Source organism: Bacteroidia bacterium (assembly GCA_016218155.1).
In the GTDB taxonomy this organism is placed as follows: Bacteria; Bacteroidota; Bacteroidia; order Bacteroidales; family GWA2-32-17; genus GWA2-32-17.
In genome coordinates this window covers 61,372-75,658 of the sequence record JACREQ010000111.1, presented here as the reverse complement: position 1 = coordinate 75,658, position 14,287 = coordinate 61,372, and the positions used below count along the sequence as shown (strand labels likewise).

General features: G+C 30.4%; 11 protein-coding genes. 9 read left to right on the top strand and 2 right to left on the bottom strand.

Annotation, left to right across the window (positions count from 1 at the left end; genetic code table 11):
• Nucleotides 1-3 precede the first annotated feature (3 nt).
• The 9 genes from HY951_18960 to HY951_18920 all read left to right on the top strand — a co-directional run bounded on the left by HY951_18960 (nucleotide 4) and on the right by HY951_18920 (nucleotide 8,056).
• Entirely contained in the window at nucleotides 4-822 is an 819-nt protein-coding gene (locus HY951_18960) for a class I SAM-dependent methyltransferase (protein ID MBI5542145.1), read from the top strand.
• Between the two features lie 9 nt (nucleotides 823-831).
• Nucleotides 832-1,794: a GNAT family N-acetyltransferase gene (locus HY951_18955; protein MBI5542144.1), complete on the top strand. Its 963-nt coding sequence runs from the start codon at nucleotides 832-834 to the stop codon at nucleotides 1,792-1,794.
• Nucleotides 1,795-1,816: 22 nt separating this feature from the next.
• On the top strand, nucleotides 1,817-2,518 hold the full coding sequence (locus tag HY951_18950; protein MBI5542143.1) for an acetyltransferase: 702 nt from the start codon (nucleotides 1,817-1,819) through the stop codon (nucleotides 2,516-2,518).
• Nucleotides 2,519-2,779: 261 nt separating this feature from the next.
• On the top strand, nucleotides 2,780-3,358 hold the full coding sequence (locus HY951_18945; GenBank protein ID MBI5542142.1) for an acyltransferase: 579 nt from the start codon (nucleotides 2,780-2,782) through the stop codon (nucleotides 3,356-3,358).
• Nucleotides 3,358-4,848 (top strand): O-antigen translocase, encoded by a 1,491-nt coding sequence (locus HY951_18940; GenBank protein MBI5542141.1) that lies wholly within the window; start codon nucleotides 3,358-3,360, stop codon nucleotides 4,846-4,848. Before HY951_18945 ends, HY951_18940 begins: the two co-directional genes overlap by 1 nt.
• A gap of 3 nt (nucleotides 4,849-4,851) precedes the next feature.
• Nucleotides 4,852-5,868: a glycosyltransferase gene (locus HY951_18935; protein ID MBI5542140.1), complete on the top strand. Its 1,017-nt coding sequence runs from the start codon at nucleotides 4,852-4,854 to the stop codon at nucleotides 5,866-5,868.
• Between the two features lie 19 nt (nucleotides 5,869-5,887).
• A complete protein-coding gene (locus HY951_18930) occupies nucleotides 5,888-7,108 on the top strand; it encodes a hypothetical protein (protein MBI5542139.1) in 1,221 nt (406 codons plus the stop codon).
• Nucleotides 7,109-7,110: 2 nt separating this feature from the next.
• Nucleotides 7,111-7,545: an acyltransferase gene (locus tag HY951_18925; protein MBI5542138.1), complete on the top strand. Its 435-nt coding sequence runs from the start codon at nucleotides 7,111-7,113 to the stop codon at nucleotides 7,543-7,545.
• 4 nt (nucleotides 7,546-7,549) lie between these two features.
• Nucleotides 7,550-8,056 (top strand): acyltransferase, encoded by a 507-nt coding sequence (locus tag HY951_18920; protein ID MBI5542137.1) that lies wholly within the window; start codon nucleotides 7,550-7,552, stop codon nucleotides 8,054-8,056.
• Nucleotides 8,057-8,125: 69 nt separating this feature from the next.
• Here the strand turns inward: HY951_18920 and HY951_18915 are convergent, their stop codons facing one another.
• Both HY951_18915 and HY951_18910 read right to left on the bottom strand, forming a co-directional pair.
• Entirely contained in the window at nucleotides 8,126-10,834 is a 2,709-nt protein-coding gene (locus HY951_18915; protein ID MBI5542136.1) for a fibronectin type III domain-containing protein, read from the bottom strand.
• 278 nt (nucleotides 10,835-11,112) lie between these two features.
• Nucleotides 11,113-14,271, bottom strand: a complete 3,159-nt coding sequence (locus HY951_18910) for a fibronectin type III domain-containing protein (protein MBI5542135.1) — start codon at nucleotides 14,269-14,271, stop codon at nucleotides 11,113-11,115.
• Nucleotides 14,272-14,287: the final 16 nt, after the last annotated feature.

The following is a 14,287-nucleotide window of genomic DNA, read 5'->3' as shown; positions in this document are numbered from 1 at the left end:
AATATGGATAATAGCCAACATTACGATTATATAACTACTCCATGGGAGTTTTTATTAGGGAAAAATTTTCATTGGGGATATTTTCGTCCTGAAACCGATACTTTAGAAAAAGCAACCGATTTGCTAATTGATAAAATGTATGAGAAAATTAATCTTGATGGGACAAAAAAACTTTTAGATGTAGGATGCGGAATTGGCAATCCTGCTGCGTATTTGCACAAAAAATTCAATTGTACAGTTGATGGAATTTCTAACAGTAAAAATGGTATAAGCGCTGCAAATAAAATGGCACAAAGTGAAAATATTTCACAAAAAGTTAAATTTCATTTTCGAGATGCAATTGATAATCAATTTTCAGAAAACTCGTTTGATGTGGTTTGGATTATGGAAATGTCGCATTTAATTGATGATAAACAAAAGCTTATAAACGAAGCATTTCGGGTTTTAAAACCAGGAGGCCAAATGGTATTGTGTGATTTAACATTTAACAAATATCCAACAGCAAAAGAAATTTTCGAATGGCAAAATTCCTTAAAAATTCTAGAAAAAGTTTTCGGAAAAGCGCGATTGGATACTTTAGAGTTTTATGAAGAATTATTAAAAACAAGCGGTTTTAATAAAATTGAAAAAGAAGATATTTCAAAAAACGTAATACCAACAATTAGATATTGGAAAGAGAATTTAGAAAAAAACGGAGCCGAAGTAAATAAATCATTTGTTAAAGAAGATATTTTTAATTTTAGTCACTCATGTGATTTTTTAGAGAAGGTTTATTATTCTGGAGTTTGGGGGTATGGTATTATTTCTGGTAAAAAGATATAATTCAAAAAAATGAAAGACATAAAAATTGAATTTTATAAACAAGAAAATAAAGATATTTGGAATAATTTTTTATTGGAAAGTAAAAATGGAACTTTTTTATTTAATAGAACTTTTATTGAATATCATCAACATATTTTCCCTGACTCTTCATTAATGATTTTTTCTGAAAATAAATTAATGGCATTATTGCCTGGAACAATAAAAGAAAAAATATATTATTCACATCAAGGTTTAACCTATGGTGGAATAATTCTCCCAAAAAAAATTTATATTACAGAGGTTATTAGTATTTTTAATGAAATCAACTCGTTTCTAAAGCATTTAGGGATTGAAAAAGTAGTTTATAAGCCAATACCTTTTATATATCATAGTATTCCTTCTCAAGAAGATATTTATATAATGTTTAATCTCAATGCACAAAAAATAGCATCTTTAGCTTCCTCTTGTATTGATTTTAGAAATAAGCTACCATTCTCGGAATTACGAAAAAGGGGTATTAAGAAGGCAGCAAAACTCGGCATAGTAGGACGACAAACAAATAATTATAAAGAATACTGGGATTTGTTAAATAATAATTTGTTAAACAAACATGGAGTTAAAGCGATTCATTCTCTTTCAGAAATAGAGTATTTAGCAGAAAAGTTTCCACAAAACATTAAACTCTTTGTAGCAGAAAATTGTAGTAAAATTGAAGCAGGAGTATTAATTTTTGAAGAAAATAAAATTGCACATTGCCAATACATTAGTGCAAGTTTTGATGGGAAGGTAAACGGTAGCTTAGATTTTCTTTTTAATTTTTTAATTAATGAAGTATATTCGGAAATGTCTTATTTTGATTTCGGAAATTCAACTTTAAATTCTGGGAAATTTTTAAATACAAAATTAATTTTTCAAAAAGAGGGCTTTGGAGCCAGAACTATAGTTTACGATCATTATGAGTATTCAACAAATGAAAAAATATTATTTGAATAATTATCCAAACAGTAAATATTAAATGAAAAAAAAGTTAATAATAATTGGTGCTGGAGATTTTGCAGAAATAGCTCATGAATATTTCAGTGAAAATGGAGAATATGAAGTTGTTGCATTTTGTGTTGAAAAAAGATATATTAAACACCAAACCATAAACGGAATAACAGTAATACCATATGAAGAATTAAAAGTACTCTTTCCTCCTAGTGAGTTTTACCTTTTTACAGCTATATCTTCAACATTATTGAATACGTTGCGCAAACGATTTTATTTTGAAACTAAACTGATGGGATATAATTTTGCAACATATATAAGTCCCAAAGCATTTGTGTGGCATAATGTAAAAATTGGAGAGAATTGTTTTATATTTGAAGGTAATATTTTACAATACAATGTTGAAATTGGAAATAATGTTATTCTATGGTCAAATAATACAATAGGGCATAGGGCAAAAATTAAAGATCATTGTTTTATTTCTTCAAATGTTGTTGTAGCAGGTTTTTCTGAAATAGGCGAAGGTTCATTTATAGGAATAAATGCATCTATTCCAGATTTGATCAAAATTGCAGAAAATAATTTTATAATTGCAGGATCTGTATTGTTAGAAAACACATTGCCAAATAAAGTTTACAAAGGTAATCCTGCAAAACCTGAATTAATTGATAGTATCAAATTTAGCAAAATAAGACATTTAATTATTAAATCAGATTTAGAAGAATCTTAATAATTAGATTTTATTAATTAAATGTTCAATACTGCTAAAATAAATAAAGTTGTTATAGATATCTAGATTCTAGTGGGTTTTATGCATGAGAAAAACTTGCAAAACTCAAAATTATTTAAATGAATATTATCAAGTTTAATTGCAATTTAGGTTACAAATGGATACGATGTTTTAGGAATAATTATAGTTGTGATAATATAATTATGCTCAATTAATAAAATAAATAATTAGTTTTAGTAGATGTTTTTATTCAAAAAAATTATGAGAACTATTAGACTATTGCAAATGATAATTAGGCGATATTTTTTATTTATAATTCCGAACTTATCAAAGTTTTTTCATGGGAAAATTCAGGTTTCTAATAAATATCCAACAGTTAATCAATTAACAAAGGTTACAGGCGTAGGTTATGTTGTCTTTGGAACAAATATTTCATTTGGCTACAAATTAGGCGGTTTTCATCGTAATGGAATGATTGAATTACAAGCTAGATACAAAAATGCGAAAATTGTTTTTGGAAATAATATTGCAACAAATAATAATGTATGTATAAGTGCCGCAAATTATATTGAAATTGGTGATAATACATTAATTGGTCAAAATGTTACAATTATGGATTTTGAGGCACATTGTATTGAGCCAGATAAAAGGAGACAACTTGGAGTAATTGGTAAAGTAATAATTGGTGAAAATGTTTGGATAGGTAACAATGTTACAATACTTAAAAATTCTGAAATTGGAAAAAATACAATTATTGCAACAGGTGCAGTTGTTGCTGGTTTATTTCCTGCTAATGTAATTATTGGCGGGGTACCTGCAAAAGTAATTAAAAATTTATAATGCAAGAATCGCAGAGTTCTTATAAGCAAATTATAAAAGCAACATCACTTTTTGGAGGTGTGCAAGTTGTTAATATTGTTATTTCTATAATTCGTTCAAAAATAATTGCAGTCTTACTTGGTCCTGCCGGTATGGGCATAGCCGGTTTACTTTCATCAACAACAGGATTTATTTCGGGATTAACAAATTTTGGTATAGGTACAAGTGCTGTAAAGAGTGTAGCAGAGGCAAATGCTACTGCTAACAACTTGCGAATTGCAACAATAGTTGCAGTACTTAGGCGTTGGGTTTGGATTACAGGGTTGTTAGGCACTATTGTTACTATTGCACTTTCGCCCTGGCTTAGCCAGTTAACTTTTGGAAACAGAGATTATACTTTTGCTTTTATTTATATTTCAGTTACTTTGTTATTTAATCAGTTAAGTTCCGGGCAATTAGTAGTTTTGCAGGGTATGCGAAAATTGCAATATCTTGCAAAAGCCAATTTGTTGGGAAGTCTGCTTGGTTTGCTTTTTTCAATTCCGCTATATTACATTTGGGGTGTAAAAGCTATAGTTCCTGCAATAGTAATATCATCAATAGTAGCCTTATTACTTTCTTGGTTTTTCTCTAATAAAATTGAAATTGAAACTGTAAAGGTTACTAAAGCAGTTACAATAGCTGAAGGTAAAAAGATGCTTATTATGGGTTTCATGATAAGTCTAAGTGGTTTAATTACGTTAGGTACATCTTATTTAGTAAGAATTTATATAAGTAATACAGGTGGCATTGAACAGGTTGGTCTTTATAATGCTGGTTTTGCAATTATTGCTACCTATGTAGGTATGGTTTTTTCTGCAATGGGAACTGATTATTATCCGAGACTTGCTGCAGTAGCACATAGTAATGTGCTTTGTAAACAAACAATTAATGAACAAGCAGAAATTGCAATTCTTATTCTGGCTCCTATTGTTTTATTATTTCTTGTTTTTATACAATGGGTTGTAATTATTCTATACTCTAATAAATTTGTTGCAATTAATGAAATGGTGCATTGGGCAATATTAGGCATGTTATTTAAAGCAGCAAGCTGGTCAATGGGTTATGTTTTGTTTGCTAAAGGAGATAGCAAAACCCTTTTATGGAATGAGATATTATCAAATTCTTATTTGTTAGGTTTAAATATTCTTGGCTATTATCTATTTGGGCTAACTGGTTTGGGAATATCATTTATGTTTGGTTTTATACTTCATTTATTTCAAATATTTATAGTGATTAAAATAAAATTCCAATTTTCTTTTACTAAAGAATTTATGCGCATATTTTTAATACATATTTTATTAGCTGTTTCATGTTTTTTAATTGTTAAATTAATAGATAAGCCTTATTCATATTATTTAGGAAGTATTTTACTCTTTATTTCAACTTGGTTTTCATATAAAGAACTAGATAAAAGGATAGGATTAAATACAATTCTTATTAAGTTGAAGAATAGAGTTATTAAAAAATAAATCATGGAATTAAATGAACAACCTTTGGTGTCTGTTATTATAGGGTCTTATAATCACGAGAAGTACATAAAAGAAGCAATTTTATCTGTATTTGCTCAAAATTATAGTTCTTTAGAGATAATACTTTCAGATGATTGTTCTAAAGATAATAGTTTTACGATAATGCAGGAGTTAGCAAATAACTATAGCGGTCCTCATAAAATAATAATTAACCAAAACAAAAAAAATTTAGGAATAACTGCACATATAGATCTTTTAGTTAGTTTATCTCATGGTCAGTTAATTGTTTGTGCAGCCGGTGATGATATTTCTTTACCTGATAGAGTGTCGAAAATATATAATGCTTATGTAAATAGCGGATATAAGGCAAGAGCAATTTATTCAAATTTTTATTATTTAAACGAACAGAACAAAAGAGAAGGAGACTTTGCTATTAATGAGGATAATATATCAATAGTAAATTTATTAAAAGGTAAATTTTATACTCATGGTGCAGTTTCCTGTTATCATAGAGATGTATTTGAAAAGTTCGAACCACTGGCTAATTCAGTTGCCGAAGATAATATTTTAGGTTTTAGAGCCATGCTTTTAGGAGGAATTAAATATATTCCCGATATGCTTATTTATTATCGACAGCATTCAAATTCGGTAATTGGAAATTATCAAACAATATGTAAAACACATGAAGAAGTTCAAAAAACTTTTACTTTAAAATTAACTGGTTATATTCATGAGGATGCGTTATTATTGAAAGATTATTTTTATTTCTGTAAAACTCAGAATAAAGAGATAGATACTTTTCTTGTAAAATTAATTTTAAGAAGATCAAAATGGAAAGTTCAACTTCTTAAAATGAACAGGAATAATTATGCAATAAAAATTGTATTAAATTCAATATGGTTAATTATAATTGGCTTGCCTTTAAAAAATGTTGTTAGTATTGCTAAAACTCTATTAAGAAGTAAAATAAAAAAGGGAACAGTAAGCTATAAGATTTTAAATCTAATGCGATTAAGGTAATTGGAAATTTTAAATTATTTTGGATAAAAGAACTTACAATATTGCTGAAAGTAAATTAAACAATAGAACTATTGTTTTTTTTGCAAGAAACACATCTCAGTTAAAAAACTATGTAGAGCCTTATTATAAAGAGTTTAAAGAGTTAGGATATGATTTTGTTGTAATACATACATCAGCTTTAACTTCGCACTTAACAAAGGATGATGGCTATAAACCAGAATACAAAATTTATGAAATAAGTAAATTAAATGTAAGAAAAATTGTACTCCTTATAAAATCTGTAGCTCCTATAGCAATTGTATCTTATAACTTTAAATCGATGTTCGATATATTAATAATACGACTTGCTGCACATTGTTGTGTGCCATCTGTGTTTATCGAACATGGGTTAACAACTCAGGGTGCGTTATCTGCATTTATTGATCCGCCTGATAAAATTGCAACAATTAAGAGATATTTTAAATATAGTATTAAATATTTGCAATTTGTTTTATTGAAAGGAGTAAAAGCAAAAAAAGAATTTGGCATTTTATATAATGCAATGAAAAGAAAGAATTACTCTGGAGCAAAGTTTAGTTGCGCTTTATTATATTCTAAAAACAGTTTAAAACAGGTAAATCCTTTTTTTAGTTTTAATGAGAATTCTGTTGCATTTTCTGGTTATCCGGTAACACAAAAACCAATACCTCAAAAAAAGATTAATACTTCCGACGACAAAGTTTTTTTATATATTCATCAGCCTTTTGTATTTCATAAAGTTGGTGCATTAAATTATGATGAAGAATTTAACTATTTGAAGGAAATTGCAAAAACAGTAATTGGCAGAGGATTAAAATTTGTTATAAAACTTCATCCTATCGAGTCAATTGAAAGGTATAAAGAAGGATTATCTGATTTACCCGGAATTATTATTTCAGATGTATCTGATGTTTTTGAATTAATAGGAAATTCTACAATTGTTGCGGGTCATTATAGCACCGCATTATTTGGTGCAGTAATTTTAAGAAAACCATTATTTGTGTTTGATTACCCCGGTGTTAATGAAACAAATCTGTTGTTATTTAATGATTGTGGAATTAGAATTCATAACAATGAGCAATTAGATGATTTACTTAAATTTCCTGATAATTATTCCCAAAAGATTAACTTATATAATACTTATATTGAAAATGTAATAGGATCTAATAATAATTATGAACACAGAGTTAAAACTATGGTTGATTTAATTAATAACAAATAGGAATGATTTCAAAATTAAGAACATTATTAAAGGCAATATTTGTAAAGCATCTGATGTATTTTATATATACTAAGATATATAAAATGAATATTAGCCCTACCGCAATTATATCATCTAAAGCGAGACTTGATAAAACTAATCCCAAAGGAATACATATAGGTTCAAATACCGTTGTTACTACCGGCGTGGTAATATTAACTCATGATTATGTTTCTGGAGATGGAGTAAGAAAAGATACTTTTATTGGAAATAATGTTTTTATTGGAGTAAATTCAATAATTATTGCCGGTATCAGAATTAATGATAATGTAATTATTGCAGCAGGGTCAGTTGTTACCAAAGATGTTCCTTCTTTTTGTATTGCCGGTGGTAATCCTGCAAAAATAATTAAAACTGAAGTGCCCATAGGTAAAAACGGGCAACTGATAAAAACATAATGTTATGAAACGGATAGCTTTATTTATGTATTATTTGTTTGCACAGAATTTACCGTCTTCTTTTATTCCTGGTGGCAGATTATTTAATTCGATAAGAGTTGGTACTCTTCGATTGGTTTTTCCTTTAGGCAAAAAGTGTAAGATTCAAAGAAAAGTATATTTTGGTAGCGGAAGAGAGGTAAGTGTTGGTAATAACTGCCAGATAAATGAGAATGTAAGTCTGGTAAATGTAAAAATTGGAAACTTTGTTATGATTGCACCAGGTGTTACAATTTTAGGAAGAATGCATAATCATGAGAATAAAAATGTGCCAATGGTATTACAGGGGCAGAAAGAAACAAAACAAGGAATAATTGAAAATGATGTATGGATTGGAACTAATGCTATTATTATGCCTTCTGTTAAAATAAGCGAGGGGTGTATTATAGCAGCAGGGGCAGTAGTTACAAAAGATTGCGAGTCTTATGGTGTTTATGCGGGGGTTCCGGCAAAAAGAATAAAGTCGAGATAATAATATTACTTTTTAAATAAAAAATGGGGTGCAAATTGCACCCCATTTTTTATTTAAAAATATTAAGTGTTATTGTTTAATTAGTTTTAATTTACTGGTAAAATCACCTTTATTTAACATTATATAGTAAATTCCCGTTGAAATATCAGGAGTTTTAAGCTCAAAGTGATTTAAACCCAAAGAAGTTTCAATTATCCTACTTTCATAAAGTTTGCCATCAATACTATATATTGATAAACTAACTGTTCCTTCAGTTTCAGAATAGAAATCTAAATTATAAAAGTCAATAGCGGGATTAGGATAAATCACAGCTTCTGAAATAGGATCTTTTGAAATTGATTCTAACTCTGCTATATATTTAGCTAACGAAGCAGTAGTAAAAGTAGTAACAGGCGAATATGATGTATAAATGCCACCGGAATAAGTTCTTATTCTGCAATCATAATTTGTGTTAGGTAATAAACCTGTTAATGTAACAGGACTTGAAGTAGAGCTTTGAAATTTGTAGTTTGTTGTACCTGTAACATAATACTGAATCTGATAGCTTGTAGCTCCACTTCCATTCCACAAAAGCGTTGCAGTAGTTGCAGTTGGTATTCCCTGAACTGATAAATTAGTAGCAAGAACAGAACTTCCGTTAGAGGTTGTAAAACTTACTATAGAAGAGTATGAAGTAAATGAACCTCCATTATATGTTCTAATTCTGCAATTATAGGTTGTATTTGGTTGCAGAGCTTGTAAAGTAAATGGTCCTGTTGATGAATTTTGAAAGAAATACTCGGTAGAGCCATTAATAAAGTATTGAATTTGGTAATACGTTGCACCAGATCCTGTCCATGTTAGTGTTGCAGAATTTGCACCAATACTTTGAACTGCTAGATTTGTTGCAGTTACAGAAAGGTAATTAGGTGTTGTAAAAGAGATCGCTTGAGAATAAGATGTGTACATACCACCCGAATAAGTTCTTATTCTGCAGTCATAGGTAGTGTTTTGTGTTAGACCTGTAATTGTTACTGGGCTTGAACTAGCAGTGTAAATATGATATTCTGAAGTTCCTGTAGGATTATATTGAATCTGATAATTGGTTGCTCCGCTTCCATTCCAGATTAACGTAACAGAATTGACTGTAGGTGTTCCTTGAACTGCTAAATTTGTCGCAAGAATTGAGGTGCCGCTAGATGTTACAAAACTTACAATAGGAGAATATGAACTGTATATTCCACCTATTAGACTTCTAATTCTGCAATTGTATATTGTGTTAGGTTCAAGTGCCTGTATTGTGAACGGACTTGCTGTTGTTGACTGTAGAAAATAATTTGTAGAACCGTTAATATAATATAATATCTGATAATTTGTTGCTCCATTTCCACTCCAGCCAAGTGTTGCAGTATTTGCAGTTGGTGTTCCAATAACAACAAGATTTGTTGCGGTTTGGCTTCCAAAAGTGTTGTTAATAACAATATCCTGATATGCTACATTTAAGGAGCTGTTAATTGTGTTATATCCGTTTTTTGAAATGGAATATGCTTGATTGTTACCAGTTATTATATTTGTAAAAACAGTTGTTCCCATACTATTTGTTAGCTGGGTAAGACTATTAAATGAAACAACAGCACCAGGAACAGGATTTATTCCATCTGTAACATTAAAAGTTACTGTGTAAAGAGCAGAATTTACAGTTAAATTTTGTGTAACAGGTAAAGCAGCATTATAATTTGCGTCTCCGGTTTGCGATGCAGTAATAGAAGTAGAACCAACCCCAACAATTGTTACTGTTGAACCATTTGTTCCACTACAAGTTGCAACTGAAGAATTTGAACTTGAGAAAGTAACAGGATTTCCGGATGCACCTCCAGTTGCCGTTAAGTTAAAAGCAGGGTCACCATATGTTTTATCTGATAATGCTTCAAAGGAAATAGTTTGGTCTAATTTTTTAACAGTTACTTTAAAGTTGTCAAAAAATGCAGTCTGGTTTGCTGTTGAACTTCCGTTCCATACAGCACCCATAAAACCCAGGCTAGTTCCTGTATATGTGTTATTAGTTGCAGTTCCCTGAGATATTAATGTGCCTGAAGAAGGATCGGAAAATGCAGTACTACCATCGTTTCTTAGAAAAAGCTCCCAGCTATTTGAAGATGGATTATAAGTAACTTTTACACTTAAATAATCTGCACCAAAATCTGTTAAACCTGATGTATTAGATGTTATTATTGGTGTAATTGTTCCGCTTCGAATGCCATTTGAGTATCGGGCTAAATAAATTGGATCAGTAGAACCACTTGTTCCGAAATAAACCGCATAACCTATACCTCCCGAAGAACCTGTTGATGAAAGAACATTTGAAGTGGAGGAGGCCAATATTACTGCAGCTCCGTATGAACCAGACGACATTCCGCTTGGATCAGTTCTAATTTGTCTCATATTAAATGTCCAGGTTACAACACCAATATTAGAATTAAGTTGTGTAGTATATGGTGCAGAAAACGAACTTGTGTTTGTATATGCGTAAATTGCACCAGAACCTGTTCCAGACGTTTTTAAATTTAAAATTCCTCCATCTATTTTTGCTTCAAATGAACTGGAAGCTGTTTTCATTAACCAACTTGTACTTGAACCAATAGTGCCTTGTGAGGTTGTATAGCCAGTACCCATTGAGGTATTAAAATTATCTGAGAAAACAGTTGTTGTTTGTGCCTTTATAAATAGGGGAACGATTATAATTATTGTCATAAATATTGAGACAATAAATTTGTTAGTTGAGTAAAATTGCTTTTTCATATTTAAGGAGTTAAATTGTTTTTGTATTTTATATAATTAAGAATATGCTTTACTTAATTATTACAAATATACTATATTAATTTAGACTAAATATAAATAAGCTAAATTACTTATTGTTAATAAATGTTAATGTCGTAATATGAAGTATTATAAGTATTAGTATATTAAATTAATATGGAGCTCGTATAATAATTAGAATTTTAATACTATATGCAAAAGTAAAGGGTTGCAAAATGCAACCCTTTACTTTATATATTCTATTGTAAGAAAATAAGTTTTTATTTAACAATTAACTTTAGCTGAAAATTAAAGTCATTTTTATTTAAAATAATAAAGTATAATCCGGATGAAAGTTTTGGGGTTTCAAAAACAAAATGATTAATTCCTTTTTGATGTTCTATTACCTTAGTTTCACATAACTTACCATCAATATTAAATATTGAGAAATTTATTTGTCCATTTGTTTCAGAGCTAAAGTCTAAGTTATAAAAACTAGTTGCAGGATTAGGATAAATAATAGCTTCGGTAATAGGGGAGTAATTTAATAATGGTTCATTTGTTACGTCATTTTTAAAAGAAGCTGCAGTTGAAAATGTTAAAGTTGGCGAGTAAGATGTATAAGTTCCACCGGAATACGTTCTGATTCTACATTCATAATTTGTATTAGGCAAAAGCGAGGTAAGTAATGCCGGACTACTAGTGAAATTGCGAATATTATAATTTGTTGTACCAGTTTTATAGTAGATAATTTGATAAGAGTTTGCGCCATTCCCATTCCATGTTAGTGAACAGGTAGTTGTTGTTGGTGTTCCCTGTACAGATAGATTTGTTGCTAAAATAGAGGTACCATTTGCAGTTGTAAAACTAATAATAGGAGAATATGATGTATAAGTACCACCTGAATATGTTCTTATTCTGCAATTATAAGTGGTATTAGGTTCTAAAGCATTGAGTGTAAATGGTGAACTTGCCACAGTCTGAATATTATAATTTGTTGTTCCGTTTATATAATACTGTATTTGATATGAGGTAGCTCCACTTCCATTCCAGGTTAATGTTGCAGCATTTGCAGTTGGAGTTCCTTGAACTGCAAGATTACTTGCAAGAATTGAAGTTCCATTTGCAGTTGTAAAACTTAAGATTGGAGAATAAGATGAATATATTCCGCCAGAATATGTTCTTATTCTACAGTTGTATATTGTGTTTGGTTCTAAGGCATTTAGTGTAAATGGCGAACTTATTGCTGTTTGTAAATAATAATTTGTACTTCCATTAATGTAGTATTGAATCTGATAAGAAGTTGCTCCACTTCCAGTCCAAGTTAAAGTTGCCGCATTAGCAGTAGGAGTGCCCTGTACAGCTAAATTAGTTGCTAAAATTGAAGATCCGTTTGAAGTAGTAAATGTTACAATTGAAGAATATGAAGTATAAGTACCACTTAAATTTGTTCTTATTCTACAACAATATATTGAATTTGGTTCTAGAGCTTGTAAAGTGTATGGACTGGAGTTAGCAGTTTGAAAGAAGTAATTTGTGGTACCTTGTATATAATACTGTATCTGGTAGTTTGTTGCACCACTTCCAGACCAGATTAAAGTTGCTGTATTTGCAGTTGGAGTACCTTGTACTGCAAGATTAGTTGCAGTTTGACTTGCTAGTACAACATTTTTGGTAACATCAGTATTTATAACATTAACAGTACCATTTGAAGTTGTATAACCTGTTTTTGCTACAGAATATGCTAAATTATTACCAGCAGAAACACTTGTAAAAGTAGTTATGCCTGAAGCATTAGTTAACTGTGAAGTACTGTTAAATGTTACATTAGCTCCAGAAACAGGATTTGTTCCATCAGTTACATTAAAAGTAACATTATACCCAGATGATGGAAAGGTAACATTAAAAGAAATGGTAGATCCAACTGCACCTATATTCGTAATGGATATTCCACCCCAGGTTGCATCATCAGAAAGTAGTAATGCAGGATTTGAAACATCAGAAAAAGAGGTTCGTCCTTGTGTAGAACTGAAAGTTGCATCGCCTGGTGTTCCATTATTATTGGTATCACCATTGGGTCTGTAAACCCACAGCATATCTGGTGGTCCATTGCGGTTGCCATCGTCAATAGTTACATTAGTGTTAATTCTGTAAATAAGCAAACCTTCGTCGGCCGAAGCTGTTAATTTTGCTTCAACAGGTCCGGTTTTTTTTCTGAATTCAAGGATAAGAAATTCTGTAGTTGAATTAGGAAGTGCAATCTTATAAGCATTATTTGTCGAACCTGCTAATGGGCTTAAACTATAAGATCCACTAGTAGAAATTGAAGGAATTGTAATCCATCCTCCTATCTGTTCCTTCATATATGCAGTCATAGAGCCTGAACCATATTCCATTAAATCCCAGTACCAGCAAGGATCAACTCCATTATCGGTATAATGATATAAATCGGGTGACCCCATGCAATGAAATAGTTCATGACATGTAGTTCTTGCTGTACATTGTGTTTCCGGTTGAAAAGTATAATCCCAGACTCTTTTTCCATTAATGCTAACATTATATGTATATAATGCCCAACGGTGAGCCCATAATAAATCACTCCAGGCATCATTATCTCCGTATATAATAAATGACATATTATCTACATACCCATCAGAATCCAGATCAATTTCATTTGCAGGTAATGTAGCTTCAATTTCTGTTTTTGTAAAATTTACTGCATCAACAAGCAACTGATGTTCTCTTAATCTTGCTTCTGTGTCATCCTGATATCCTATCGTGTTAGTGGTTGCATTGTATGGTTGAAAATACCCTCTGTTATGTGCATCCTGAAATGAAATGTTTGTAGTAGGTGCACAATCAGGAAAATGAGTTGCATTAACTAGCATTTGATTATATGATACTGAAGTAAAATATTCCTGAACACTATAAGTTGCTCCTCCGGTTCCTGTGAAAAGATCAATATAGGTTTGACGATTATTTGAAAACGCTGGATCGTCTGCAAATCGAATATATACTACAAGATTATTAAAAGTTCCTGACGATGGTGCTTTTCCTATATTATAGGTACCACCTTTTGAATTGTCTTTAAGTGGTGCAAAATATCGATTTACCTTTTCCTGATATTGATTTTTAGTTAGTTTTACAAACTTCTGAAGATTTACATTATCAGGGTTAATTGTACCTACTTTATAAGTTGATGGAATTATTTGTTCATAATTGTCTTTTACGGCATAATAATACCATCCATCCTGACCTTGAATAATAGTGTAACCATACTCATCATGAATATAGTTAAAAAACTCATCGCCCGAATTCAGGCAGTTAATAACTGTACCGTCAGGTTGCTTAATAGTTGTAGGTTGATCTTTAAAATTAGCTCCATTTAAAGAAAAGTTCAAGGCAATTATCAGTGCGATAAAGCTAAAAAGTTGTTTCATATAATGTATATTTTTA